Annotated in this window: 37 protein-coding genes; 6 read left to right on the top strand and 31 right to left on the bottom strand. The window is 36.4% G+C overall.

Annotated features, from left to right (window positions below; translation table 11 throughout):
- Positions 1–233: 233 nt before the first annotated feature.
- From BAZ10_RS13080 to BAZ10_RS13070, 3 genes are all read right to left on the bottom strand, one after another.
- On the bottom strand, positions 234–1520 hold the full coding sequence (locus BAZ10_RS13080; protein ID WP_034871574.1) for a citrate synthase: 1287 nt from the start codon (positions 1518–1520) through the stop codon (positions 234–236).
- Between the two features lie 70 nt (positions 1521–1590).
- Positions 1591–2886 (bottom strand): phosphopyruvate hydratase, encoded by a 1296-nt coding sequence (gene eno, locus BAZ10_RS13075; protein WP_078772404.1) that lies wholly within the window; start codon positions 2884–2886, stop codon positions 1591–1593.
- A gap of 91 nt (positions 2887–2977) precedes the next feature.
- Entirely contained in the window at positions 2978–4864 is a 1887-nt protein-coding gene (locus BAZ10_RS13070; RefSeq protein ID WP_078772403.1) for a glycoside hydrolase family 35 protein, read from the bottom strand.
- A gap of 218 nt (positions 4865–5082) precedes the next feature.
- Between BAZ10_RS13070 and BAZ10_RS19090 the strand changes: the two genes are divergently transcribed.
- Complete coding sequence (locus BAZ10_RS19090; RefSeq protein WP_165689657.1) at positions 5083–5253, top strand: hypothetical protein; 171 nt, start codon at positions 5083–5085, stop codon at positions 5251–5253.
- A 68-nt stretch (positions 5254–5321) separates the two neighbouring features.
- Here the strand turns inward: BAZ10_RS19090 and rplQ are convergent, their stop codons facing one another.
- The 28 genes from rplQ to rplC all read right to left on the bottom strand — a co-directional run bounded on the left by rplQ (position 5322) and on the right by rplC (position 19222).
- Positions 5322–5834 (bottom strand): 50S ribosomal protein L17, encoded by a 513-nt coding sequence (gene rplQ / locus BAZ10_RS13060; RefSeq protein WP_078772401.1) that lies wholly within the window; start codon positions 5832–5834, stop codon positions 5322–5324.
- A gap of 9 nt (positions 5835–5843) precedes the next feature.
- On the bottom strand, positions 5844–6839 hold the full coding sequence (locus tag BAZ10_RS13055; protein WP_034871578.1) for a DNA-directed RNA polymerase subunit alpha: 996 nt from the start codon (positions 6837–6839) through the stop codon (positions 5844–5846).
- Positions 6840–6869: 30 nt separating this feature from the next.
- Complete coding sequence (rpsD, locus tag BAZ10_RS13050) at positions 6870–7475, bottom strand: 30S ribosomal protein S4 (RefSeq protein WP_078772400.1); 606 nt, start codon at positions 7473–7475, stop codon at positions 6870–6872.
- A 24-nt stretch (positions 7476–7499) separates the two neighbouring features.
- Positions 7500–7889, bottom strand: a complete 390-nt coding sequence (gene rpsK / locus BAZ10_RS13045; protein ID WP_009087288.1) for a 30S ribosomal protein S11 — start codon at positions 7887–7889, stop codon at positions 7500–7502.
- A gap of 11 nt (positions 7890–7900) precedes the next feature.
- Positions 7901–8278, bottom strand: a complete 378-nt coding sequence (gene rpsM / locus BAZ10_RS13040) for a 30S ribosomal protein S13 (protein WP_009087290.1) — start codon at positions 8276–8278, stop codon at positions 7901–7903.
- A gap of 13 nt (positions 8279–8291) precedes the next feature.
- Complete coding sequence (ykgO, locus tag BAZ10_RS13035; protein ID WP_004917354.1) at positions 8292–8408, bottom strand: type B 50S ribosomal protein L36; 117 nt, start codon at positions 8406–8408, stop codon at positions 8292–8294.
- A gap of 27 nt (positions 8409–8435) precedes the next feature.
- A complete protein-coding gene (gene infA / locus BAZ10_RS13030) occupies positions 8436–8651 on the bottom strand; it encodes a translation initiation factor IF-1 (RefSeq protein ID WP_009087306.1) in 216 nt (71 codons plus the stop codon).
- Positions 8652–8667: 16 nt separating this feature from the next.
- On the bottom strand, positions 8668–10047 hold the full coding sequence (gene secY / locus BAZ10_RS13025) for a preprotein translocase subunit SecY (protein WP_078772399.1): 1380 nt from the start codon (positions 10045–10047) through the stop codon (positions 8668–8670).
- A gap of 8 nt (positions 10048–10055) precedes the next feature.
- The gene (gene rplO, locus BAZ10_RS13020; protein WP_034871580.1) at positions 10056–10505 is read right to left on the bottom strand and encodes a 50S ribosomal protein L15; all 450 of its coding nucleotides are present in this window, start codon (positions 10503–10505) and stop codon (positions 10056–10058) included.
- A 149-nt stretch (positions 10506–10654) separates the two neighbouring features.
- Positions 10655–10834 carry a 50S ribosomal protein L30 gene (gene rpmD / locus BAZ10_RS13015; RefSeq protein ID WP_034871581.1) on the bottom strand — a complete coding sequence of 60 codons (180 nt, stop codon included), beginning with the start codon at positions 10832–10834 and terminating at the stop codon, positions 10655–10657.
- Between the two features lie 11 nt (positions 10835–10845).
- Positions 10846–11367, bottom strand: a complete 522-nt coding sequence (rpsE, locus tag BAZ10_RS13010; RefSeq protein ID WP_034871582.1) for a 30S ribosomal protein S5 — start codon at positions 11365–11367, stop codon at positions 10846–10848.
- Between the two features lie 18 nt (positions 11368–11385).
- Positions 11386–11742 (bottom strand): 50S ribosomal protein L18, encoded by a 357-nt coding sequence (gene rplR / locus BAZ10_RS13005; RefSeq protein ID WP_009087316.1) that lies wholly within the window; start codon positions 11740–11742, stop codon positions 11386–11388.
- A gap of 11 nt (positions 11743–11753) precedes the next feature.
- Positions 11754–12299, bottom strand: a complete 546-nt coding sequence (gene rplF, locus BAZ10_RS13000; RefSeq protein WP_078772398.1) for a 50S ribosomal protein L6 — start codon at positions 12297–12299, stop codon at positions 11754–11756.
- Positions 12300–12316: 17 nt separating this feature from the next.
- Positions 12317–12715, bottom strand: coding sequence for a 30S ribosomal protein S8 (gene rpsH, locus BAZ10_RS12995; RefSeq protein ID WP_009087320.1), 399 nt, complete (start codon positions 12713–12715; stop codon positions 12317–12319).
- A gap of 157 nt (positions 12716–12872) precedes the next feature.
- Entirely contained in the window at positions 12873–13142 is a 270-nt protein-coding gene (gene rpsN / locus BAZ10_RS12990; protein ID WP_009087322.1) for a 30S ribosomal protein S14, read from the bottom strand.
- A 3-nt stretch (positions 13143–13145) separates the two neighbouring features.
- Positions 13146–13697 carry a 50S ribosomal protein L5 gene (gene rplE / locus BAZ10_RS12985; RefSeq protein WP_009087323.1) on the bottom strand — a complete coding sequence of 184 codons (552 nt, stop codon included), beginning with the start codon at positions 13695–13697 and terminating at the stop codon, positions 13146–13148.
- A 14-nt stretch (positions 13698–13711) separates the two neighbouring features.
- Positions 13712–14032 carry a 50S ribosomal protein L24 gene (gene rplX / locus BAZ10_RS12980; RefSeq protein WP_009087325.1) on the bottom strand — a complete coding sequence of 107 codons (321 nt, stop codon included), beginning with the start codon at positions 14030–14032 and terminating at the stop codon, positions 13712–13714.
- Between the two features lie 20 nt (positions 14033–14052).
- Entirely contained in the window at positions 14053–14421 is a 369-nt protein-coding gene (rplN, locus tag BAZ10_RS12975) for a 50S ribosomal protein L14 (RefSeq protein WP_009087327.1), read from the bottom strand.
- On the bottom strand, positions 14421–14675 hold the full coding sequence (gene rpsQ, locus BAZ10_RS12970) for a 30S ribosomal protein S17 (RefSeq protein WP_009087328.1): 255 nt from the start codon (positions 14673–14675) through the stop codon (positions 14421–14423). The genes rplN and rpsQ overlap by 1 nt, the downstream gene beginning before the upstream one ends.
- Before the next feature lie 14 nt (positions 14676–14689).
- Positions 14690–14875, bottom strand: coding sequence for a 50S ribosomal protein L29 (rpmC, locus tag BAZ10_RS12965; protein WP_078772397.1), 186 nt, complete (start codon positions 14873–14875; stop codon positions 14690–14692).
- A 15-nt stretch (positions 14876–14890) separates the two neighbouring features.
- A complete protein-coding gene (gene rplP / locus BAZ10_RS12960; protein ID WP_034871588.1) occupies positions 14891–15316 on the bottom strand; it encodes a 50S ribosomal protein L16 in 426 nt (141 codons plus the stop codon).
- Positions 15317–15401: 85 nt separating this feature from the next.
- Positions 15402–16130, bottom strand: a complete 729-nt coding sequence (gene rpsC, locus BAZ10_RS12955) for a 30S ribosomal protein S3 (RefSeq protein ID WP_009087333.1) — start codon at positions 16128–16130, stop codon at positions 15402–15404.
- Between the two features lie 7 nt (positions 16131–16137).
- Positions 16138–16542 carry a 50S ribosomal protein L22 gene (gene rplV / locus BAZ10_RS12950; protein ID WP_009094463.1) on the bottom strand — a complete coding sequence of 135 codons (405 nt, stop codon included), beginning with the start codon at positions 16540–16542 and terminating at the stop codon, positions 16138–16140.
- 11 nt (positions 16543–16553) lie between these two features.
- Positions 16554–16832 (bottom strand): 30S ribosomal protein S19, encoded by a 279-nt coding sequence (gene rpsS, locus BAZ10_RS12945; protein ID WP_009087336.1) that lies wholly within the window; start codon positions 16830–16832, stop codon positions 16554–16556.
- 2 nt (positions 16833–16834) lie between these two features.
- Positions 16835–17656 carry a 50S ribosomal protein L2 gene (rplB, locus tag BAZ10_RS12940; RefSeq protein WP_009087338.1) on the bottom strand — a complete coding sequence of 274 codons (822 nt, stop codon included), beginning with the start codon at positions 17654–17656 and terminating at the stop codon, positions 16835–16837.
- A gap of 19 nt (positions 17657–17675) precedes the next feature.
- Positions 17676–17966 carry a 50S ribosomal protein L23 gene (gene rplW, locus BAZ10_RS12935; protein ID WP_016197788.1) on the bottom strand — a complete coding sequence of 97 codons (291 nt, stop codon included), beginning with the start codon at positions 17964–17966 and terminating at the stop codon, positions 17676–17678.
- A 9-nt stretch (positions 17967–17975) separates the two neighbouring features.
- Positions 17976–18605, bottom strand: coding sequence for a 50S ribosomal protein L4 (rplD, locus tag BAZ10_RS12930; RefSeq protein ID WP_059325855.1), 630 nt, complete (start codon positions 18603–18605; stop codon positions 17976–17978).
- Positions 18596–19222 carry a 50S ribosomal protein L3 gene (gene rplC / locus BAZ10_RS12925; RefSeq protein WP_009087343.1) on the bottom strand — a complete coding sequence of 209 codons (627 nt, stop codon included), beginning with the start codon at positions 19220–19222 and terminating at the stop codon, positions 18596–18598. Before rplC ends, rplD begins: the two co-directional genes overlap by 10 nt.
- 280 nt (positions 19223–19502) lie before the next feature.
- On the opposite strand from rplC, the gene BAZ10_RS12920 reads away from it, so the two are divergent.
- The 5 genes from BAZ10_RS12920 (at position 19503) to BAZ10_RS12900 (ending at position 26467) form a co-directional block, all read left to right on the top strand.
- Entirely contained in the window at positions 19503–20786 is a 1284-nt protein-coding gene (locus BAZ10_RS12920; protein ID WP_078772396.1) for a DUF3472 domain-containing protein, read from the top strand.
- Positions 20787–20908: 122 nt separating this feature from the next.
- On the top strand, positions 20909–21838 hold the full coding sequence (locus tag BAZ10_RS12915) for a DUF3078 domain-containing protein (RefSeq protein ID WP_078772395.1): 930 nt from the start codon (positions 20909–20911) through the stop codon (positions 21836–21838).
- 384 nt (positions 21839–22222) lie between these two features.
- Positions 22223–23692: an ankyrin repeat domain-containing protein gene (locus tag BAZ10_RS12910; RefSeq protein ID WP_078772394.1), complete on the top strand. Its 1470-nt coding sequence runs from the start codon at positions 22223–22225 to the stop codon at positions 23690–23692.
- A gap of 81 nt (positions 23693–23773) precedes the next feature.
- Complete coding sequence (locus BAZ10_RS12905; RefSeq protein ID WP_009087353.1) at positions 23774–24256, top strand: DUF2271 domain-containing protein; 483 nt, start codon at positions 23774–23776, stop codon at positions 24254–24256.
- 15 nt (positions 24257–24271) lie between these two features.
- Entirely contained in the window at positions 24272–26467 is a 2196-nt protein-coding gene (locus tag BAZ10_RS12900; RefSeq protein ID WP_078772393.1) for a PepSY domain-containing protein, read from the top strand.
- Positions 26468–26470 lie beyond the last annotated feature (3 nt).

Here is a 26470-nt window from a genome sequence, read left to right as displayed (position 1 = left end):
AAGATATTTTATCTAAATTTAGATGATATTTTAACTTTATATGAATTTTTTATCCATAAAAATACTTTTTACTGAGCATTTTATCGTGCTGCACCTAATTAATAGTACCTCTGTCATTCAGTATATTATAATCAGAGTTTCTAAATTCATAATAACAAACTCTTAGCATTTAAAATAAAAAGAATCCCAAAATAAATTTTGGGATTCTGATTTATTATATTCTTTGAGGAATATTATCTGTTTTCCATAGGAACATAGTTTCTTTCCTTTGCTCCTTGATAAACTTGTCTTGGTCTTCCGATTGGATCTCCTTTCAGTCTCATTTCTTTCCACTGAGCAATCCATCCTGGTAGTCTTCCTAATGCAAACATTACTGTAAACATTTCTGTAGGAATTCCTAAAGCTCTGTAAATGATACCTGAATAGAAATCTACGTTTGGATATAGTTTTCTTTCTACGAAGTAATCGTCTTCCAAAGCTACTTTTTCTAATTGCATTGCAATATCTAAAGCTTTGTCCTGGATTCCTAATTTACCTAGGATATCATCAGCTGCTTTTTTAATGATCTTAGCTCTTGGGTCAAAGTTTTTGTAAACTCTGTGTCCAAAGCCCATTAAACGGAAGTTATCATTTTTATCTTTAGCTTTTGCTACATACTTCGATACATCACCACCATCTTTGTCAATCATTTCAAGCATTTCGATTACTGCCTGGTTAGCTCCTCCGTGAAGAGGTCCCCAAAGTGCAGAAACACCTGCAGAAATAGAAGCAAAAAGACCCGTGTGAGCAGAACCTACCATTCTTACTGTGGAAGTAGAACAGTTTTGTTCGTGATCAGCATGAAGAATTAATAACTTATCTAATGCACCTACTACAACAGGATCTAATTCAAATTCCTCATTTGGTAATCTGAATGCCATTTTATAGAAGTTTTCAACATAGTTAAGTTTGTTGTCTCCATGATTCAATGGTAATCCCTGAGTTTTTCTGTAAGTCCAGGCACAAAGGTGAGCAAACTTGGCAATCATTAGTTCAGCAGCATGGTCAAGATCTTCTTTAGAGCTTACATCTACAGCTTTCGGATTGAATGCTGTAAGTGCCGAAGTTAAGGAAGATAATACGCCCATAGGGTGAGCTGAACGAGGGAAAACATCGATAATTTTCTTCATCTCGTCAGCAATGAAGTTATACTTCTTTATGTTGCTTTCAAAACCACTGAATTGTTCTTTGTTTGGTAATTCGCCATTTAGAAGCAAATACATTACTTCAGTGAAATTAGATTTCTCAGCAATTTGATCAATCGGATAGCCTCTGTAGAATAATTCTCCCTGATCACCATCTAGGTAAGTAATTTCGCTAATTGTAGCTCCTGTATTTTTATAACCTAAATCTAAAGTGATAAGACCAGTCTGGTCTCTTAGCTTGGAGATATCGATTCCTCTATCTCCCAGAGTGCTTTCTACGATCGGATACTCATAAGCCTGTCCATCATAGTTTAGAACAACTTTATTGTCTGACATATTATTTTGATTTATTTGTCTAAAAATACTCTATTTTGCAGAATACTGCAAGGAGAGATACTTTTAATTGTTATTTTCTATTGATCTTGAAGGCGTCAAAACCTGGATAGATTGCAGTCTCTCCAAGAGCTTCTTCAATTCTAAGAAGTTGGTTGTACTTCGCCATTCTGTCTGAACGTGAAGCAGATCCAGTTTTAATTTGTCCACAGTTTTGTGCTACTGCAAGGTCTGCAATAGTAGCATCTTCAGTTTCTCCTGAACGGTGAGACATTACTGTTGTATAACGGTTATTTTGTGCCATTTGTACAGCTGCCATTGTTTCGGATAGAGAACCAATTTGGTTTACCTTTACCAGAATAGAATTTGCAATACCTTCGTCGATTCCTTTTTTCAAACGTTTTACATTGGTTACAAAAAGGTCATCCCCTACTAATTGTACTTTGTCTCCGATTTTATCGGTAAGCAATTTCCAACCTTCCCAGTCATCTTCCTGCATACCATCTTCGATAGAGATAATTGGATATTTGTTACATAATTCTGCTAAGTAAGACACCTGCTCTTCACGTGTTCTGTGCGCTCCTTTATCTCCTTCGAATTTTCTGTAATCGTAGATACCATCTTTATAGAATTCTGAAGAAGCACAGTCTAATGCTAACATAATATCTACACCTGGCTTATATCCTGCTTTTTCAATTGCCTGAAGTAATGTATCCAGTCCATCTTCTGTACCGTTGAAAGTCGGTGCAAAACCACCTTCATCTCCTACGGCTGTAGAAAGATTTCTTCCTTTAAGGATAGATTTAAGGCTGTGGAAAATCTCAGTCCCTTTTCTCAATGCATGAGAGAAAGAGTCAGCTTCAACCGGCATAACCATAAATTCCTGGAATGCGATTGGTGCATCTGAGTGAGATCCTCCGTTGATAACGTTCATCATCGGAACAGGAAGCGTATTAGCATTAACCCCTCCAACATATTTGTAAAGTGGCATTCTTAATTCTGCAGCTGCAGCTTTGGCAGCAGCCAGAGAAACTCCAAGAATAGCATTTGCACCAAGTTTTGCTTTATTAGAAGTACCGTCGATATCTATCATCACGGCATCCAATAAGTTTTGTTCAAACACAGATAAGCCTACTAATTCAGGAGCAAGAATCTCTCTAACATTTTCTACTGCTTTCAATACTCCTTTTCCAAGGAATTCTGCGCCGCCATCACGTAATTCTACAGCCTCATGTTCTCCTGTAGAAGCACCGGAAGGAACTGCTGCTCTTCCCATTGCTCCGCTTTCGGTAAACACATCCACTTCAATTGTCGGGTTGCCACGAGAATCCAAAATCTGTCTGGCATCGATGTAAGAAATATAACTCATTTTTAGTTTTTTTTAAGTCTAACAAATTTATTAAAAACAAAATGGATAAGGAAAAATCTTATCCATTATTTTATGTATAAAGCAATAATATTTATGGTTTTACTAACTGATCCAATACAGGTGTTTTAACAGTTGAAACAGTACTTTGAACCTTTTGATTTAGCTGATCAAAAATGATAATTTCATTCTTACCTTTCTTCAGCCATACCCCCGGAATGTAAAGTGTTTGTTGTGGTCCTACCTTCCAGAAACGTCCAATATTTCTACCGTTTACGAAGATGACTCCTTTACCCCAGTTTTGCATATCTATAAAAGTATCTCCGGTTTCATTCAGTTCAAATTCTCCTTGATACAATACAGGAACATCTTTCAGCTGTGCCTGCTTACTACCTTCAACGGGTTTTGCTTTGATTGTAGATGCGAACTGATCAGGGAAAGGTAATTTAGTCATTTCCCAATTGCCTGTAATTTCTGTATCTCCAATCTTAACTGCAGAGATAATTCCTTTTGTATTTTCGTTAATACGGGAACCATAGTTAATTCTTCCCCAATTTTCTACTAAGATCTCTAATGTAGAGTTAAACGGAATATCAATTGGCATTGTATACTGGTTATAGTATCTGTTCAGTTCTCCTACTTTCTCACCGTTAATATAAATCGTTGCATAATCACGAAGTCCTTTTAGGTCAAGAGTACCACTAATCGGTTGGTTGAAATGGCGGCGGTAAAGCACGTATCCATGTCCCTGATTAAGTTCTTCAAAGGAAAGAGGCTTGTCACCTTTTACTACTTGCTGCCCTTCTGCATAGCTGAAGAAGTTGTACAGCTTGCCAAGCTTAATATCTTTAATATCGATTACTTTTATTGGAGCCGGTACTTCCGGAAGTTTAGCTTTTGTATGTTTTGAAATAACAGCACGTAGCGAATCATACTTAGGTGTTTTCCAACCTGCTTCGGTAATAGGAGCGTCATAATCATAAGATGTCAGGTCTGGTTGGATATCGTGATTCTTATCGTAATTCGCTCCGTTAGTAAATCCAAAGTTAGTTCCGCCATGTACCATATAGTAGTTGAAGGAAACATCATTTTTAAGGTATTTATCTGTCTGACGTGCTACAGTTCCTGCATCTACTCTTGGGAATTTTTCTGCCCAATGAGCCAACCATCCAGGATAGAATTCAGCAACCATATATGGTCCCTGATTGTTATTATACTGATTCACTACTTTTTTAAGGTTCTCAATATTATCCTCTCCATTAGCAGTAGGCAAAGCTCCTACAACACTACCACCTTCGAATAACCATGATCCATCAGAAGTAAACATAGGTACGCTAAATCCGGCATCTTTAAGCTGCTTTACAATCTTTGCATTATAGGTACGGTGACTCGCAAGTGGAATATCTTTACGTTGTGACACAAATGAACCAAATTCGTTCTCAGCCTGTACCATAATAACAGGTCCAGCATTAGTAATTTGAAGATCTTTAACCTGATTGTATAATTGTGTAATATATTTCTGGGTTTCCGCAAGGAACTGATCATTGTCTTCACGGATTTTTAATCCTTTAACATTTTGCAACCACCAAGGATAACCTCCAAATTCCCATTCGGCACATACATACGGGCCAGGTCTTATAATTACATATAATCCAACTTCCTGTGCAGTTTTTATAAATTTCTTCAGGTCTTTTTCTCCGGACCAGTTCCATTTCCCTGGGCTTTCTTCATGGTAATTCCAGAAAACATAAGTTGTAACAGCATTTAGTCCCATTGCCTTCATCATTTGAAGACGGTGCTTCCAGTATTCTTGCGGAATTCGGGGGTAATGCATTTCTCCGGAGTGAATGGAGAAGGGTTTTCCATTTAATAAAAAATGTCCGTTTTTAATCTCAAATGTACTTTTTTTGGATTGAGAAAATATAAGCACATTACATGCAAATAAAACAAACAGGACTAAAAGTCTTTGCAGGTTCTTCATAGGTTAAAAAGTTTTGGCTAAGTTATGGAAATGAAAGGACATAAAAAATACCATCCGGGGATAGTATTTTTATAATTATGAATTTATAGTCCTATTCTAATATTGACTTTTTATATACGAATATTTGTTAAGACAGTATAAAGATTGAATGACAATACAACCATCTAAATATTTTATTTAAATTCAGCAAACCAACCAATTAATTCAAAAGTATTATTATGAAAAGATTATCAAAAACAGACCTGAAGCAAATTCAGGGAGGTTCTGCTCCACCAATGGGAGGAAGATGCCCAGAAGGTTATTGTCAGTATTACAGCCAATATGGAGCATGCCTTCCGATAGATCCGGATAAATGTAATCACTTCCCGGTTCCACCACCGCAATTTTAGAGGTTCTAGTAAAAACAAAAAAACCGTTCAGAAATCTGAACGGTTTTAATTTTATATCTGAAAGAATATTATTCTTCAGTTTTTTCTTCAGTTGCATCAGCAACAGGAGCTTCAGTTTCTTCAACTTTAGCTTCAGCAACCGGAGCAGCTTCCACTTTTTTAGTTGTAGCTCTTCTGCTTCTTCTTGTAGTTTTCTTCTCTGCTTCATTTGGATTGTAAAGCTCGTTGAAGTCAACCAGTTCGATAAGTGCAGTATCTGCAGCATCACCAGGTCTGAAACCAGTTTTGATGATTCTTGTATAACCACCGTTTCTGTTAGCGATTTTAGGTGCTACTGTTCTGAATAGTTCGCTTACTACTTCTTTGTTTTGTAGGTAAGAGAAAACTACTCTTCTATTGTGAGTAGAATCTTCCTTAGATTTTGTAAGGATAGGCTCTACGAATACTCTCAGTGCTTTAGCTTTAGCAACTGTAGTATGGATTCTTTTATGTTCAATTAGGGAACATGCCATGTTTGAAAGCATAGCACTTCTGTGAGAAGCTGTTCTACCTAAGTGGTTGAATTTTTTACCGTGTCTCATTGTTTAGGATTATTTATCAGCGTCCAACTTATATTTACTTACGTCAAAACCAAAGTTAAGTCCTTTGGCATGAACTAGCTCTTCCAGTTCAGTAAGGGATTTCTTACCGAAGTTTCTAAATTTCATTAGATCCGACTTGCTGAAAGAAACTAACTCACCTAATGTTTCAACTTCAGCTGCTTTCAAGCAGTTAAGTGCTCTTACAGATAAATCCATATCTGCAAGTTTAGACTTAAGAAGTTGTCTTGTGTGAAGCGTTTCCTCATCGTACTGAGCAGAAGCTTTAACAGCCTCAGTCTCAAGAGTGATACGCTCATCAGAGAACAACATGAAGTGGTAAATTAATATTTTAGATGCTTCAGTTAAAGCGTTCTGAGGAGTGATAGACCCATCAGTTTCGATATCAAGAATAAGTTTCTCGTAGTCAGTTTTCTGCTCAACACGATAGTTTTCGATGCTATATTGTACCTTTTTGATTGGGGTAAAAATAGAGTCGATCGCTATAGTGCCTATCGGTGCATTGTTAGATTTATTTTGATCTGACGGAACATAACCTCTACCTTTCTCAATATTGAAAGTTATCTCAAAGTTAACATCCTTATTAAGAGTACAGATCACTAAATCCGGGTTCAGTACTTCAAAGCCACTAATAGCTGAAGCAAAGTCACCAGCAGTAATTTCCTCTTTACCCGTCACTTTTACAGAAACCTGCTCTGCCGTAGCACCTTCGGTTTTTGCTTTTAGACGAAGTTGTTTAAGGTTAAGGATGATTTCTGTTACATCTTCAATAACACCAGGGATAGTAGAAAATTCATGCTCTACACCTTCAATTTTGATAGATGAAATAGCAAACCCTTCTAGAGAAGAAAGTAAAACTCTTCTCAATGCATTCCCGATTGTTAAACCGAAACCTGGCTCCAAAGGTCTGAATTCGAATTGACCTCTGAAGTCTGTTGAGTTAAGAAGGATTACTTTATCGGGTTTAATAAAAGATAATATTGCCATAATGATTGGTTGAGCAAATTTTCAAAAAGATTATTTAGAATATAATTCGACGATTAACTGTTCTTTGATTTCTTCTGGGATCTGAATTCTCTCAGGAGCACTTACAAAAGTACCAGTTTTAGTTTCGTCATTGTATTGTAACCAGTCGTAGCTAGCCTTAGAAGCTAAAGCATCAGTGATTACTTCAAGAGATTTAGATTTCTCTCTTACAGCAATTACATCACCAGCTTTAAGCTGATAAGAAGGAATGTTAACTAATTCTCCGTTCACAGTGATGTGTCTGTGAGAAACTAATTGTCTTGCTCCTGCTCTGGTTTTAGCAAATCCTAATCTGTAAACTACGTTATCTAATCTGGATTCGCAAAGTTGAAGAAGTACTTCACCTGTTACCCCTTTAGATCTTTGCGCTTTTTCATAAAGATTAGCGAATTGTCTTTCAAGGATACCGTAAGTATATTTTGCTTTTTGTTTTTCAGCTAACTGAACTGCGTATTCAGATTTCTTAGCACCTCTTCTTTTGTTTGGTCCGTGTTGTCCTGGTGGGAACTTTCTTTTTTCAAAGTTTTTATCATCACCATAGATTGCCTGACCGAATTTTCTTGCAATTTTGGTTTTTGGTCCTATATATCTTGCCATTGTCTTAGATTTGTGAGATTAAAATTATACTCTTCTTCTTTTTGGAGGTCTACAACCGTTGTGCGGCATTGGAGTGATATCAACGATTTCACTTACTTCAATTCCAGAGTTGTGGATAGTTCTGATAGCAGATTCTCTACCAGCACCAGGACCTTTTACAAAAACTTTAACTCTTCTAAGACCTGCTTCATAAGCTACCTGAGAACAATTTTCAGCTGCCATTTGTGCTGCAAATGGTGTATTCTTTTTAGAACCTCTGAAGCCCATTTTACCTGCAGATGCCCAAGAGATTACCTCTCCGTTTTTATTTGTCAAAGAAATAATAATATTGTTGAAAGAAGCTTGGATATGTGCCTCGCCTATTGCTTCAACTTTTACTTTTCTTTTTTTAACTACTTTAGTTTGTTTTGCCATGATTCTAACGATTATTTACTTGCCTTCTTCTTGTTAGCAACAGTTTTTCTCTTTCCTTTACGGGTTCTAGAATTATTTTTCGTTCTTTGGCCTCTTAAAGGTAATCCAAGTCTGTGACGTATTCCTCGTTGGCATCCAATGTCCATCAATCTTTTGATGTTCAATTGCTTTTCAGATCTTAGTTCTCCTTCAACTTTAATGTTTTCAGAGATGAAGTTTCTGATCGCTGCCAATTCATCGTCATTCCATTCATTGACTTTCTTATCTTCGCTGATACCAGCGCTCTTAAGAATATCAGAAGCCGTGCTTCTTCCTACTCCGTAGATGTAAGTAAGTCCAATTACTCCTCTTTTGTTTTTAGGTAAATCTACCCCTGCAATTCTTGCCATAATTTAATTGCTATTAACCTTGTCTTTGTTTAAATTTTGGGTTCTTCTTGTTAATGATATAAAGACGTCCTTTACGTCTTACAATCTTACAGTCCGCACTCCTTTTCTTAATTGATGCTCTAACTTTCATATTTATTGCTTTGCGCTATAAGCTTTATTAATACCTGAATGTTATTCTCCCTTTTGATAAATCGTAAGGAGATAACTCTAATCTTACTTTGTCTCCTGGTAAAAGTTTGATATAATGCATTCTCATCTTACCGGAAATATGAGCTATAAGAATATGCCCATTTTCCAACTCCACACGAAACATGGCGTTAGATAGTGCCTCCACTATCACGCCATCCTGTTCTATATGCTTTTGTTTTGCCATAAAAAATTCAATACTTCTATAAGTTGGGGTTTCTTGATAATTTAGACTGCATTAATCCATCATAGTGATGATTCAACAAATATGTATTAATTTGCTGAACAGTATCCAAGACAACACCAACCAAAATCAACAATGATGTACCACCGAAGAATAAAGCAAACCTGTCAGTTTGCACAACAGTTCCATGTACTATTGCTGGAAGGACTGCAAAGATAGACAAAAAAATCGCACCCGGCAAGGTTATTTTGGATAAAATATCATCCAGATAATCTGCCGTCTCTTTTCCAGGTCTTACTTTAGGGATCAACCCCCCATTCCTTTTAAGGTCATCAGCCATCTTATTTACCGGAATGGTAATAGCAGTGTAGAAGAATGAAAAGATTATAATCAGTATGGCAAACAATACATTGTACTGCCAGCTGAAAACATTTTTAAAGCCTGCAAGGAATGTATTGGTCTCATCTACTTTTGTTAGTAATCCCGGAACAAACATTAATGCCTGAGCAAAAATGATTGGCATTACTCCGGCAGCGTTTACTTTTAAAGGTATCCACTGTCTGGCACCTTCCATTAAATTTCTGGAAACGCCTCCTCTAGCCTGAGCGCGGCTCACATACTGAATTGGAATTTTTCTTACAGCAACTGATAATATAATTGCTAAAAGGATTACCAATAACCAGAACAGAACTTCTACCAAGATAATGATAGTACCTAAACCACCTTTACCAGTCTGAGTCTGAAACTCGTGAATGAAAGCCATAGGAAGGTCTGCAAGGATCCCCACCATAATAAGAATAGAGATACCATTACCGATTCCTTTATCAGTAATTTTTTCTCCAAGCCACATAGCGAAAACAGATCCTGTCACCAAAATAACAATACTTGGTAACCAGAACATAATAGAATTAGGATCTATATAATAAGCAGAACTGAACTGTGTATAAGGCAGGAACAATCCTGTAATAGAACCTAAATATGAAGGCGCTTGAACCAAACATACCGCGATGGTTAACCAACGCGTAATCTGGTTAAGGGTTTTTCTCCCACTTTCACCATCTTTCTGCAATTTCTGAAGATAAGGAATAGCCATTCCCATCAACTGAACGATAATAGATGCCGAAATGTAAGGCATAATCCCTAATGCCATAATAGATGCACGGCTAAATGCACCTCCGGTGAACGAAGAAAGTAAGCCTAAAAGCCCAGAAGCTTGTTTGCTTCCTCCTTGGTTCTGGTATACTTGCAAAAGATTCCCTACCTCTGCCATATTAATGGCCGGTAGGGAAATATAAGATGCGAATCTATACACCAAGATGAGCGTGAACGTAAAAACTAACTTGTTCCTAAGTTCTTCTAAACTCCAAATGTTTTTAAGTGTCTGTATAAATCCTTTCATTGTAATGATTAAAGAGTAATTGCTTTACCTCCTGCTTTGTTGATTGCTTCTTCAGCTGATTTAGTAAACTTATCAGCAGAGATTGAAATGTTAGATTTCAATTCTCCTCTTCCTAAGATTTTTACTAAATCGTTTTTAGAAACTAGATTGTTCTCTACTAAAACATCTTTAGTGATATCACCTGTGATCCCTTTAGTATCGATAAGCAATTGGATAGTATCCAAGTTGATACCTTTGAACTCTTTTCTGTTAACGTTTTTGAAACCGAATTTAGGTAGTCTTCTTTGCAAAGGCATCTGACCTCCTTCAAAACCGATTTTCTGAGAGTAACCAGCTCTGGCCTTTTGACCTTTGTGACCTTTTGTAGCAGTACCTCCTTTACCGCTACCTTGTCCTCTACCAATTCTTTTGGAATTGTGAGTAGAACCTGAAGCCGGTTGTATGTTATTTAAATTCATAATTCTGATAGATTTTAGATTTACTCACGAATCTTTATTTCTAAAGCTGTTCGTGAAAAATACGTTTTTCAGATTTTATATAATCCGGAGAATTTTTGGAAAATTCGGGTGTGAAGATAACAAATATTCTCCGAATATTAAAATTCTTACTATTTTTCCTGAACTTCAACTAAGTGGCTTACGGTTGCTACCATTCCTAAGATAGATGGAGTAGCCTCATGTTCTACAACTTGTTGTAATTTCTTCAAGCCTAATGCTTCTAGTGTTAGCTTTTGGTTTTTTGTTCTACCAATAGCACTTCTTACTTGTTTGATTGCGATTTTTGCCATTGTTTTTAATATTAACCGTTAAACACTTTTGTTAATGAAACACCTCTCATTCTAGCAATTTCTTCAGGTCTTCTGATTTCTAATAAAGCTTTGAAAGTAGCTTTTACCACGTTGTGTGGGTTAGAAGATCCTTTAGATTTTGAAAGTACATCATGTACCCCAGCTGATTCTAGTACTGCACGTACAGCACCACCTGCGATAAGTCCTGTACCGTGAGATGCAGGTCTTAAGAAGATGTCTGCTCCACCGTATCTAGCTGTAGTCTGGTGAGGGATTGTATGGTTAACTACCGGTACTTTAACTAAGTTTTTCTTAGCATCCTCTACAGCTTTAGAAATTGCAGAAGCAACTTCTTTAGACTTACCAAGGCCATAACCGATAACGCCGTCTTCATTACCTACCACTACGATAGCTGAAAATCCAAACGCACGTCCACCTTTAGTTACTTTAGTTACTCTGTTAACAGCCACGAGGCGATCTGTCAATTCTAATCCTCCGGGTTTTACTCTTTCGATATTATCTAGTCCTAACATATTGTCCGATTTTTAAAATTAGAATTTAAGTCCACCTTCTCTGGCACCATCAGCAAGAGCTTTTACTCTACCATGATACACGAAACCATTTCTATCAAACACAACTGAACCAATTCCTGCAGCGATAGCTTTTTCAGCAATCTTTTTACCAACAAGTGTGGAGATTTCAGTTTTAGTCCCCTTTTCGTTAGCAAGATCTTTCTCACGAGAAGAAGCTGCTACTAAAGTTTTCCCACTTTTATCATCTACTAACTGAGCGTAGATTTCTTTATTACTTTTGAATACAGATAATCTTGGTAATTCAGCAGATCCGGAGATTTTGCCTCTTACTCTTCTTTTGATTCTGATTCTCTTTTCAACTTTTGTTAATGCCATTTTCTTAAATTTTAAGCAGATTTACCGGCTTTACGTCTAACATTTTCTCCTACGAATCTAACACCTTTACCTTTGTATGGTTCAGGTTTTCTGAATGAACGGATTTTAGCCGCTACCATCCCTAATAATTGCTTATCGTAAGAAGACAAAGTAATAATAGGGTTTTTACCTTTCTCAGTTAGCGTTTCTACTTGTACTTCACCTGGAAGATCTAACACGATACCGTGAGAGAAACCTAATGCTAACTCTAATCTCTGACCTTGGTTAGAAGCTCTGTAACCTACCCCTACCAACTCTAGTTTTTTTGTAAAGCCTTCAGACGTACCTACAATCATGTTATTGATTAAGGCTCTGTAAAGACCGTGAAGGGCTTTGTGCTGCTTAGAATCTGATGGACGGTTAACGTTAAGTTTACCTTCATTTTGTTCTAAAGTGATCCCGCTTGTAAGCTCTTGAGTTAACTCGCCTTTAGGCCCTTTTACTGTAACGAAACCGTCTTTTTCAGTAATGGTTACCCCAGCAGGAATTTCTATAATTGCATGACCAATTCTTGACATTTTCCTTTAATTAAAAATTAATAAACATAGCAAATTACTTCCCCTCCTACTTTCTCTTGTCTTGCTTTTTTATCTGTCATAACTCCTTTAGAAGTAGAGATAATAGCAATACCAAGTCCGTTCAATACTCTTGGAAGTTCCTCAGAACCTTTGTATTGTCTTAGACCTGGACGAGAAGCTCTCTGAATAGATTTGATAGCAGGTTTGTTAGTTTGCTTATCGTATTTTAAAGCGATCTTGATGTTCCCTTGAACAGCGTTATCTTCAAACTTGAAGTTTAAGATGTAACCTTGGTCAAAAAGAATTTTAGTGATCTCTTTTTTGATTTTCGATGCAGGAATTTCCACCACTTTGTGGCCTGCGCTTTGTGCGTTCCTTACTCTTGTTAGGAAATCTGAAATTGGATCTGTTACCATTTCTTTGTTTTAAATTATTGGTTAATAACTGCTAGTTTTGACTTTCGACGTCAGATTTCAGATATCAGACTTCAGACAAATGGTATGTCTGTAATCTGACATCTTCCATCTTATATCTTGTAAAGCCAACTTGGCAATCTCGATTAGTTAATAATAATTACCAACTTGCTTTTTTAACTCCAGGGATAAGGCCTTGGTTAGCCATTTCTCTGAAAGTTACTCTGGAGATACCAAAAGTTCTCATGTAACCTCTTGGTCTTCCAGTAAGTTTACATCTGTTGTGTAGTCTTACCGGAGAAGCATTTTTAGGTAATTTTTGTAATGCTTCGTAATCACCAGCTTCTTTTAAAGCTTGTCTTTTAGCAGCATATTTAGCTACTAAAGCTTCTCTTTTGCGCTCACGCGCTTTCATTGATTCTTTAGCCATTTCTTAGTTCTTTTTGAAAGGTAAACCGAAGTGAGTTAAAAGCGCTTTAGCTTCTTTATCTGTACTAGCAGATGTTACGAAAGTGATATCCATACCTTGGATTTTTTTCACTTTGTCAATCACGATCTCAGGGAAGATGATTTGTTCAGTGATACCCAAGTTGTAGTTACCTCTACCATCAAAACCGTCAGCTTTAATTCCGTTGAAATCTCTGATACGTGGTAATGCAGAAGAAGTAAGTCTATCTAAGAATTCATACATCATGTCTGCTCTTAGTGTTACTCTTGCTCCGATTGGCATTCCTTTTCTTAATTTGAATGAAGCCTCATCCTTTTTAGAAATGGTTCCAACTGCTTTTTGACCAGTAATTGCGGTTAGCTCTTCTACAGCATAGTCAACAATTTTCTTGTCAGCTGTTGCTGCTCCTAAACCTTGGCTCACTACAATTTTAAGTAATTTAGGTACCTGCATAACAGATTTGTACCCAAATTCTTCCATCATTGCAGGAACAATTTTCTCTTTATATAATTTTTTAGGTCTTACTATGTATTCCATGTTCTGTCTAAATATTATAAAGTTTCACCGGATTTCTTAGCAATTCTCACCTTCTTGTCACCCTCGATTTTGTAACCAACTTTAGTTGCTTTACCAGTTTTAGGGTCAACAATCGCTAGGTTAGAAATGTGGATAGAAGCTTCTTTTTCCACGATTCCTCCCTGAGGATTTTGTGCAGATGGTTTAACGTGTTTTTTAACGATGTTAAGACCTGCTACTACGGCTCTGTTCTTATCTTTGATAATTTCGATAACCTCTCCTACTTTACCTTTAATTTCTTTACGGCCTGTAGTTACGATTACATTATCTCCTCTTTTGATTTTTAACTTTGTCATTTTCTGTAAAATTTTAAAAATTAAAGAACTTCAGGAGCTAATGAAATTACCTTCATATATTCTTTATCTCTCAATTCACGAGCTACTGGCCCGAAAACACGAGTACCTCTCATTTCTCCTGCAGCGTTTAGTAATACACAAGCGTTGTCTTCAAAAGAGATGTAAGATCCATCCTTTCTTCTAACAGCTTTTTTAGTTCTTACTACTACCGCTTTAGATACTTGTCCTTTTTTAGCATTTCCTGATGGTGTAGAATCCTTGATAGTTACTACGATCTTATCACCAACTGAAGCATATCTTCTTCTGGTACCTCCCAGAACTCTGATTACTAGTACTTCTTTAGCACCAGTGTTATCAGCTACTTTTAATCTTGATTCTGTTTGTAACATTACTTAGCTTTTTCAATGATTCTTACTAATCTCCATCTCTTGCTCTTGCTTAAAGGTCTAGTTTCTTGAATCAAAACTGTATCGCCTTCGTTGCATTCGTTATTCTCGTCGTGAGCAGTATATTTTTTCGTTTTCAAAACGAATTTTCCATACATCGGGTGTTTCATTCTCATTGTTTCACTAACAACAATGGTTTTTTCCATTTTATTGCTGGAAACAACTCCGATTCTTTCTTTTCTTAAATTTCTTTCCATTGTAAGATGAAATATTATTGTTTGTTAGTTAATTCAGTTTGAAGTCTTGCGATGTTTCTTCTTAAATCTCTAATCTGAATTGGATTTTCGATAGGGCTAATTTTATGAGCCAATCTCATTTTAGTATAGTTAGCCTGAGCTTCTGCCAATTGGCTTTTTAGCTCCTCTGCGCTTAAATTTTTGATGTCAGCGTTTTTCATAATTCTTTAATTAGATTAAGAAGGTTGAACAAAATCGTTAGCAACTACGAACTTAGTTGTCACAGGTAATTTCTGAGCAGCTAATCTAAGAGCTTCTTTAGCGATATCGTAAGGAACTCCACCGATTTCAAACATAATTTTACCTGGTTTTACTACAGCTACCCAATATTCCACAGCACCTTTACCTTTACCCATCCTTACTTCGGCTGGTTTCTTAGTAATTGGCTTATCCGGGAAAATTTTGATCCATAGTTGACCTTCTCTTTTCATATATCTGGTTGCAGCAATACGCGCAGCTTCGATCTGTCTAGCAGTAATCCAAGCTCCTTCCATTGCTTTTACACCAAAAGTACCGTATGCAAGTTGACTACCTCTGTGAGCGTCACCTTTCATTTTCATCTTATGAACTTTACGGAACTTCGTTCTTCTTGGTTGTAACATAATTTAAATTTTAGATTTTAGATTTTAGATTTTGGATTTTAAAAAAGTAACGGTAATTTAAAATTTAATGGTCTAAAATTTTTAATTATTTTTTATCTCTTGAAGGTCTTCTGTTTTCTCTGTCGCCTCTGTTACCACCACCTGAAGGTCCTTTTTTAGGTTGACCAACTAATGGAGATAATTCTCTCTTACCGTAAACTTCACCTTTCATGATCCAAACTTTAACACCTAATCTACCATAAGTAGTGTGTGCTTCAGCCCAGTGGTAGTCGATATCTGCACGGAATGTAGATAATGGTATTCTACCCTCTTTGAAAGATTCGCTTCTTGCCATTTCAGCACCGTTCAATCTACCAGAGATTTGAACTTTGATACCTTCAGCACCCATTCTCATTGTAGAAGAAATAGCCATTTTCACAGCTCTTCTGTAAGAAATACGGTTTTCGATTTGCTTAGCGATACTTTCTGCTACCAAGATAGCATCTAGTTCTGGTCTTTTGATTTCGAAGATATTGATTTGGATATCTTTCTTCGTAATCTTCTTAAGCTCTTCTTTTAATTTATCTACTTCCTGACCTCCTTTACCAATGATAAGACCTGGTCTTGCAGTAGTGATAGTTACAGTAACTAATTTAAGAGTTCTCTCGATATAAATTCTAGAGATACCTCCTTTTGCTAATCTTGCCTCAAGGTATCTTCTGATTTTATAATCTTCAGCGATTTTATCACCAAAATCTTTACCTCCAAACCAGTTAGAATCCCATCCTCTGATGATCCCTAATCTGTTACCTATTGGATTTGTCTTTTGTCCCATACCTTGATTATTGATTATCTGTTTTGTTACCTAAAATTAAAGTTACGTGGTTAGATCTCTTACGGATTCTGTAACCTCTTCCTTGCGGAGCTGGACGTAGTCTCTTTAATTGTCTTGCGCTATCAACGAAAATCTCTTTTACAAAAAGATTTGCTTCTTCAATATCCTGACCTTCGTTTTTCACTTGCCAGTTAGCAATTGCAGAAAGAAGTAATTTTTCTAACTTGTTAGAAGCTTCTTTCTTAGAATATTTAAGGATATATAAAGCTTTATCTACTTGCTCACCTCTGATGATGTCAGCAACTAATCTCATTTTTCTAGGAGATGAAGGGCAATCGTTTAATGATGCCTTTACAACGTCCATATTTGCAGCTTTTCTTGCTAAAGCACTATCTTGTTTTCTTTTTCCCATGATTTCTGCTCTTATCTGCTTCCTTTGTTTTTATTACCACCGTGGCCTCTGAATGAGCGTGTTGGTGAAAACTCTCCTAACTTGTGTCCTACCATATTCTCAGTAACATAAACCGGGATAAATTGCTTCCCGTTGTGTACTGCGATAGTTTGACCTACCATGTCTGGAGAAATCATAGATGCTCTAGACCAAGTTTTAATTACAGTCTTTTTATTAGACTCTATATTTGCCTGAACTTTCTTCTCTAATGTATGATGAATGAAAGGCCCTTTCTTAAGTGATCTTGCCATAATTATTTTCTTTTAGATACGATGTAACGGTTAGACACTTTGTTTTTCTTTCTGGTCTTATAACCTTTAGCCGGCATACCGTTTCTAGATCTTGGGTGACCACCTGAAGAACGTCCTTCACCACCACCCATTGGGTGATCTACTGGGTTCATTACTACAGCTCTAGTTCTTGGTCTTCTACCTAACCATCTGCTTCTACCAGCTTTACCAGATACGGTAAGTTGGTGGTCAGAGTTAGATACAGATCCGATCATAGCCATACATTCCACTAAGATCATTCTTGATTCTCCTGACGGTAATTTAATGATAGCATATTTACCATCTCTGGAAGTCAATTGAGCAGAAGATCCTGCACTTCTTGCTAAAATAGCTCCTTGACCAGGACGCATTTCTACGCAAGAGATAACAGTACCTAAAGGAATGTTTTTCAACTTCATTGCATTTCCAACTTCTGGAGCAACGCTCTCACCAGATACTACTTTCTGATCTACTTTAATACCATTCGGAGCAACGATATATCTCTTTTCTCCGTCTGTGTACTCTAATAGAGCGATAAATGCAGTTCTGTTTGGATCGTACTCTACAGATTTTACCGTAGCTTCAACGTCGAACTTGTTTCTCTTGAAGTCGATAACTCTGTACTTTTTCTTGTGTCCACCGCCAGTGTAACGCATGGTCATTTTACCTGTGTTGTTACGTCCACCTGACTTTTTAATACCAACTGTTAGAGATTTCTCTGGTTTGTTGGTAGTAATTTCCTCAAAATTGTTTACAATTCTGAATCTCTGTCCTGGGGTGATAGGTTTTAATTTTCTAACAGACATTACTATTATTTATAATTAATTAATTCGTTGCGAAAATATCGATAGTTTCACCTTCTACTAACTGAACTAAAGCTTTCTTCAGTTTGTTGGTTTTACCTACCTGTAATCCTTTTTTAGTGTATTTAGAAGAAACTTTAGGCGCATAAATCATTGTGCGTACGTCTGCTACTTTTACACCATATGCTTCTTCGATAGCTTGTTTAACTTGGATTTTATTAGCCTTAGTATCTACTAAGAATGTATAAAGTCCACTAAGATCAGCTTGTGAAGTCGCTTTCTCTGATATAATTGGTTTAATAATTACTGACATAGCTCTTGATTATTTCTTTAAGTTTTCCTGAAATTTTTCTACAGCACCTTCTAAGAATACAATCTCACCTGCATTTACTAAGTCGTAAGAACTAATTTCGTTATAGTTCAATACTCTAGTTTTAGGCAAGTTTCTTGAAGATAAATATACATTCTTGTTAGCTTCAGGAATGATGAATAACGATTTTTTACCGTTTAATTCCAAAGCACTCAACAAGTTGATGAATTCTTTAGTTTTAGGAGCGTCGAAATTCAAATTCTCTAAAACTTTAATGCTGTTATCTCTCATTTTCTGAGAAAGAACAGATTTCTTAGCTAATCTTTTGATAGCTTTATTTAACTTGAAACGGTAGTCTCTTGGTTTTGGACCGAATACTCTACCCCCTCCTTTGAAAGTTGGAGATTTAATATCACCATAACGTGCAGAACCAGATCCTTTTTGCTTCTTAAGTTTTCTTGTAGAAGCAGTAATTTCGCTTCTTTCTTTTGATTTATGAGTACCTTGTCTTTGTGCAGCAAGATATTGCTTAACCTCTAAGTAAACCGCGTGCTGATTAGGCTCGATTCCGAATACTGTTTCGTCGAACGCTACTGTTCTTCCGGTTTCTTTTCCTGATGTATTTAATACTACTAGTTCCATTTTCTGATAATTACATAAGAATTTTTAGCCCCCGGAATAGCACCTTTTACTACTAAAAGATTTTGCTCTTCATCTACTTTTAACACCTGAAGGTTTTGTACAGTCACCTGCTTACCTCCCATTCTTCCAGCCATACGCATACCCTTGAATACTCTTGAAGGGTCAGATCCAGCACCGATAGAACCCGGAGCTCTTAATCTGTTATGCTGACCGTGTGAAGCCTGCATTACACCACCAAAGTTGTGTCTTTTAACAACACCCTGGAAGCCTTTACCTTTAGACGTACCTGTTACGTCTACAAACTCTCCTTCTGCAAATAAATTTACAGTTACTTCTTCTCCTACTTTTACTTCGTCAACAAATTCTCTGTAGAATTCAACCAACTTAGCTTTAGGAGTTGAACCAGCCTTTTTAAAATGACCAGCTAACGCTTTAGAAACGTTCTTCTCACTCTTGTCATCGAAACCTAACTGAACAGATTTGTACCCGTCCTTTTCAATGGTTCTGACCTGTAAAACCGAACATGGACCAGCTTGAATAACTGTACAAGGAATATTTTTTCCTTCTTCGTTAAACAAAGATGTCATTCCGATTTTTTTACCGATAATACCTGACATTATTAAATTATATATCTATTATTTTGTTTAAAACTCAACATTTTAGAGGGTTTAGTTATGTACTATGTTTGAAATAGGCATACTTCTTCCCTAAAATGAGTGTGCAAATGTAGGAATATTTTTCCAATCTGCAAATAAATTTTAAAAGAAATTGTTTGATTTTTTGCGAGTTATAAATTTTAATACCCAAAAGTTTCAACTCGTTTTTTACATGCTCAAAAAATAATATTGAAAGAAAACTTCAGGAATTATTCTTAACATTGTAAAAACTATAACAATCATGATAACAAAACTTACCCAATTAATTATTTCGGGCTGCTTGCTTTATGCAGGATTAACTTCTGCACAAACATTAGAAATTCCCTTAGCCGGAAATGCATTCATTACACAAAAAGCTCCAGATGCTACAAGTACAATCTCAAAAAATGGATTAACTAAATGGAATAGCACAGAAAGTATTGCAAGCACTTATTTCAGAGTAGACCGCCCTGGCCAACTCATATTAGGCATTAAAGCTAAATCCGGAACGTCTGCTAACAGTACTTTAAAAGTAAGTCTTAATGGCATTTCAAAAAATGTAACAGTTAACCCTTCTGGTTTTTCAGACTATAATGTTGGCACATTTAATATTAGCAAACCCGGATATATAAAAGTAGATATCCAAGGTATAACGAAGAACAACAATACATTTGGTGAAGTTTCATACATCACCGCAACAGGAGATGCTGTTTCCGGCAAAACTATATTCAGCAATGATCCTGCTTATTACTACTGGTCGCGAAGAGGTCCTTCCTGCCATTTAGGATATACCCTACCCACTAACGAAGACATCAGCTATTTTTATAACGAAGTAACCATCCCGAAAGGTGAAGACAAAATTGGTTCTTACTTTATGGCTAATGGTTTTGGCGAGGGTTATTTTGGAATGCAGGTGAACTCTGAAACCGAAAGAAGAATTCTTTTCTCTGTATGGAGCCCTTTTAAAACAGACAATCCAAAAGAAATACCGGACGATCATAAAATAACACTTAACAAAGTCGGGCAGCAAGTAAAGACAGGAGAATTTGGAAACGAGGGTTCCGGAGGACAGAGCTATATGAAGTACAACTGGAGCGCAGGTAAGACTTATAAATTCTTACTCAAGGGTCAGCCAGATAATAAAGGAAATACGGATTACACAGCATGGTTCTTCGCCCCTGAAAGCAAACAATGGAAACTTGTTGCAAGCTGGAAAAGACCACAAACCAATACTTACCTGAAAGGCTTCTATAGCTTTGTAGAAAACTTTAATCCCGAAAATGGTTACATGCATCGCAAAGCGGAATTCCATAATCAATGGGTAAGAACAGCTTCAGGAAAATGGATGCCAGTATCCTCAGCCAAATTTACAGTAGATGCTACTTATAAGGCACAACAGCGTATAGATGCTATGGGCGGAACAGATGGAAAATCCTTCTTCCTTGCCAATGGTGGATTCTTCAATACAATTATTACTCCTGGTACGCTGTTCTCTGTACAGACACCTAAACAGGCACCCGTAATCGATTTTGAAAAACTTCCATAGAAATTCAGAAATCAGTTCTAGGCATTGGTAGATAATAATCCAAACATTGTATTTGGTAAACTTCAGCAGTCAACAGGTTTATTAAAAGATTAATATATTTATTGCTTCAAATCTTAACTATTATGAAAAATAATTTATTGTTGGCTGCAGCTATTTGTTTAGGAGCTACAGCTCTTAGTGCTCAGGAAAAAACCGCTGAGACACCCAAAAACGATACTGTAAAGGCATGGTCTGTTACCGGACAAAACACTTTATTGCTTAATCAGGCTGCATTCTCTAATTGGGTTGGTGGTGGAGCCAATAATGTTGGATGGATTGCCGGAGTCAATTACAACTTCACTTATGAGAAAGGTAAAGATCTTTGGGAGAACAATATAATATTAGGTTACGGGCAAAACAATACCAAAGGGACCGGAAACCGAAAAACACAAGACATCCTAAACCTTAACACAAACTACGGCCGAGAATTTGCCAAGAACTGGTACATCTCCGGAGGTATAGGTTTTCAGTCTCAGTTTGCTCCCGGATATGAAAACGGAAATGATCCTAGCGCTAAAAAGATTTCCAACTTCATGGCACCAGGTATCCTTCTTATTGGCGCAGGTGTAACTTACAGACCCAATGATAATTTTACTATGACTCTGCGCCCTGCAAATGCCCGTTGGACATTTGTAACAGACAAAGACCTACAGAAGGCAGGAAATTACGGATTAAAGAACGATGGAGATTCTTCTCTTTTCCAGTTCGGATTCCTGGGTACTGCAACTTATAAAGTGAAGCTAATGGAAAACATTACCTTAATAAACACGGCTTCTGTATTCTCTAATTATCTTGATCATCCGGACAGGCTGATTTTAGGCTATGGTGGAATTCTGAATTTGAAGGTCAACAAATATATTTCTGCTAATGTTACTCTGGATCTGCAATATGATCACAACCAAATACAGAAAACTCAGTTGAAGCAAACTCTTGGTGTTGGCTTAGCCTATAATATAGACAATGGTGTGAAACGTAGTGAAAACAAACGCAACCAGGAATGGCAGAAAAAATAATCATTTGATTATTTACTTAAAACATAAAAATGAAAGCTCCTACTTTGCAAGGAGCTTTCGTTTTATAAACTTTATACCTATATATTATATATAGTACTAAACAAATAAATCATTACATGGGATTTAAGAGCCTGTTTTAAATTTTAATTCAAAATATAAACTTCGACAGACTTAGTCTGGCATCTCTAAAAGAAGAATTTTGGATAAGCGATGTTGCCTTGGACTAAGCCTCTAATGAGCCTGACGAATTATTGAAGAGTATTTAACTATAAAATTTAAAAACGCTTATAATATGAAGAAATTCATAGCAAAAAGCTTTCTCCAGTCAAAATGAAGTAGTACTTTTGCGCAATACAATATTTAGAATAAATAAAAATAATAAAAATGAAAAAGATACTTTACTCATCTTTATTTCTGTTTTCTTTATTTTTCAATGCTCAGCAAAATACTCTACTGAATGCAGACTTCTGGAAATCTAAACCAGATGTGGAAAAGGTAAAAGCAGAAATTTCTAAAGGAAATAATCCTACAGAATTTAACGGATCTACATTCGATCCGGTTGCTTTAGCCATTAATAACGGAGCTCCACTAAGTACTATTAAATTCCTTACAGAACAGAAAGGTAATTCCGTAGATAAATTGACTCATGACGGAAGGCTTTATCTTCACTGGGCAGCAATGACCGGAAACAAAGAGGTTATTGAATATTTTATTTCTAAGGGATCTGATGTAAACAAATTAGATACAAAAGGACTTACACCACTTTCTTTTGCAGCATATTTTGGATTAGACAATCCGGAAATATATGATATGTTCTTCAAGGCAGGTGTTAATCCGAAACATAAATATAAAGATGGTGCTAACATTCTTTTACTGGCAATCGGAAATGATAAGGATGGTTCTTTAGTAAAACTTTTTACATCAAAAGGATTGGCATTAACTGATACTGATGATAAAGGTTATACTGCTTTCGATTACGCGGCAAGCTTTGGAAATCTGGACCTATTGAAGTCTTTGAAAGCTAAAAACATTAAAGCGAATGATATCGCTTTAATCAATGCTGCACAAGGAACAAGAAAACAGGTGAATGGTATAGATTTATACAAATATCTCATTGAAGATGTAAAACTAAAATCTACTGCAGTGAGTGCAGATGGTTCTACTGCTTTACAAATTGTTGCAAGAAAACCTAACCAGACCGAAATCATCAATTACCTTATTGGTAAAGGAGCAGATACCAATAAAGCAGATAACGAAGGAAACAATGCATTAATGGCAGCAGCTTCCGGTAAAGATCTTAATAATGTAAAAGCTATTCTTCCGAAGATTAAGAATATTAATGCTGTAAATGCGAATGGTGAATCTGCATTAACTCATGCGGTAAGATATGGCTCCCCTGAGATTGTAGCGTATTTATTGGACAACAAAGCCGATGTAAAAGTTGCAGATATCAAAGGGAATAACCTTGCCTACTATCTGGTACAATCTTACAGACCTGGTCCAAAAAATGAGTTCACTGAAAAGCTGGGATTACTAAAAGCTAAAGGCTTCGACGTTACAACTCCACAAAAAGATGGCACTACCCTTCTTCACCTTGCGGTAGCTAAAAGTAATCTGGATCTTCTGAAAAAACTGGCTCCACTAAATATAGATGTCAATGCTGTAGACAAAGAACAGATGACCGCTCTACATAAAGCTGCACTTATCGCTAAAGATGATACAATTCTAAAGTATCTTGTATCTTTGGGGGCTAAAAAAGATCTGAAAACCGAGTTTGAAGAAACCGCTTACAACCTGGCTTCTGAAAATGAAACACTAAAGAATAATAAAGTAGCATTAGACTTTTTAAAATAGTCTGTAGGGTATAAGTTATAATTTAGCTTTCAGAATCTAAATTTCAACATACACATCGTTAAACAATAATAAAATAAACAGATGAAATCATTTTTCAAAATACAGCTTGTAGGAATCCTGACTTTACTTTGTGCAGGCTTCGCTACAGCACAGGTATCCAAATATAAATGTATGCTTCAGATGGTAAACTATACCGGAGAGAAAGCCTATATCGTCGTATCATTAATTAATCCTAAAGGGCAATATGAAAAAACTCTTTACATGATGGGACCTGATAAAAAATGGTATGATACATTAAAGGAATGGCATAAGTCACAAGGGAAAAGCAATGTAAAACTTAATGCTATTACCGGAGCATCTGTTGCTGGTGGTGACAGAAGTATTACCACTTTTGCCATAGAAGATAAATTCCTAAATAAAGGATACAAAATTCGTTTCGAGTCTGCAGTAGAAGATCAGAAATATCATGTAAGCGACTTAGAAATTCCATTAACCTCTGCAGAAGTTACAACTAAAGCAGAAGGTAAAGGATACATCAGATATGTTAAACTAAATAAGTTATAATAAAGAAATCCAAAGATGACATTATCTATTTGGAGGTATGCACACTTAACCCTGGCAATTCTTACATTTTCATTTTTAATCGTAGCCTCTTCAACCGGAGTAATATTAGCTTACGATGCCGCTCAGGAAAAAGTGCAACCTTATCGGGTGGATGATTTCAGCGAACTAAATCTTGCGCAATCCCTACCGGAATTGCGCAAAGTTTTTCCGGAAATCACCGAAATTACTGTAGACCACAATCAGTTTGTTACCCTCGAAGGCTTCGATCAGGACGGAAAGGAGGTTAAAGCTTATATTAATCCCAAAACCGGAAAGATTCTGGGCAAGCCTATTGAAAAAAGTGAATTTATCAACTGGGTAACATCACTTCACCGTTCCTTGTTTCTAAAAGAAACCGGCCGTTTTGCAGTGGGTATAATTTCTTTTCTCTTAATGCTGATCAGTATTTCCGGATTAATCTTAATTATAAAAAGACAACAAGGTGTAAAACACTTTTTTGACAAAATCAAGAAAGATTTCTTCTCACAATATTTTCATGTTGTATCAGGGAGATTTCTCCTGATTCCTGTTTTAGTTATCGCCATCACCGGAACCTATCTGTTTATGATCCGTTTCGAGTTTATCCCTAAAGGGAAAAATGAAAATGTAGTTATCAAAAAGAATAATGATGAATCTGAGAAAAAAATAGCTGTATTTCCAATCTTTAAGGAAACCAAGTTCAGTAGTGTCAAAAAAATAGAGTTTCCGTTTATTGAAGACGAACCTGAAGAATACTTTGTTTTAAAACTTAAAGACCGTGAGATTTCGGTAAATCAGATCAATGGTAATATTGTTAAAGAAGAAAAATATCCTCTGACTACCATTTACGAGAACCTCAGCCTTAGTCTGCATACAGGTCGTGGCAGTGTTACATGGGCTATTATTCTGGGATTGGCTTCTCTTAATATTCTCATGTTTATTTATTCCGGTTTTGTTATTACTTTTAAAAGAACAAAAAATAAAATCAGAAATAAATATAAAGCAGAAGATGCAGAGATTGTCATTCTGGTAGGTTCGGAAAATGGTTCTACTTTAGGCTTTGCAAGCCATATCCACTCGCAATTTAATTCAGCTGGCAAGAAGTCCTTCCTTACTGAACTAAATCAGTACAAAATCTTCCCAAAGGCTCAGCATATATTGGTTTTTACTTCAACCTATGGTTTGGGGGATGCACCAACCAATGCTAAACATTTTAAAAACCTCCTGGTTAAATTTCCGCAAAATCAGAAAGTAAAATATTCAGTCGTAGGTTTTGGCTCCAAGGCTTATGATGATTTCTGCGGTTATGCTATTGAAATTAATCAACTTCTGGGTGAACAAAATTGGGCAGAGCCTCAATTAGCACTGCATACAGTTAATGATCGTTCTACAACTGAGTTTGCAGAATGGGCCAAGCAATGGAGTTATGAAACAATGATTCCTTTAGCATCTGCTCCTTCATTATACAACCAAAAGACACCTCCTCTGAAACCGATGAAGGTAGTTGGTAAAAGTGAGATTGTGGAAGAAGTAACAACCTTCAAAATACTTCTGAAACCCAGACGTACGCTAAGTTTTAAATCGGGTGACCTGTTGGCTATCTATCCTGATAATGATCATAAAGAACGCTTCTATTCTATAGGGAAAGTAGACGGTGCTATACAACTTGTTGTAAAGCTTTATGAAAACGGATCAGGTTCAGGCTTTCTTTACAAACTGAAAGAAGGCCAGGAGATCAAAGCCCGTATTGTTAAAAACTCTGAATTCCATTTACCTAAGAAAGCAAATAAAGTGGCGATGATTGCTAACGGAACCGGAATTGCTCCTTTTCTGGGAATGATTGAGGAAAACTCTAAAGAAACGGAAGCCCACCTTTACTGTGGATTCCGTAGATCCAGCAAGCTCACCAAAAGCTATGAAGACTTTGCTGCAGAAAACATACAGAAAGGTAAACTGGCTAAACTAAATCTGGCTTATTCCAGAGAAGAGCAGTCTCAGTATGTTATGGATCTTGTAAAAAGAGATTCTGCATTCTTTATGGACTTGCTAGTCCAAGGCGGATATATCATGATTTGTGGTGCATTAAAAATGCAGCATGATCTGGAAGACCTTCTGAGAGACTTGTGTGCACAGCAAAATAAAAATTACGAAGATTATAAAACCAACGGACAAATATTGACCGATTGTTATTAAACC

It is taken from the genome of Elizabethkingia occulta, from assembly GCF_002023715.1.
GTDB classification, from domain to species: domain Bacteria; phylum Bacteroidota; class Bacteroidia; order Flavobacteriales; family Weeksellaceae; genus Elizabethkingia; species Elizabethkingia occulta.
The sequence above is the reverse complement of the archived record's forward strand: the minus strand, read 5'-3'. Positions and strand labels throughout refer to the sequence as shown.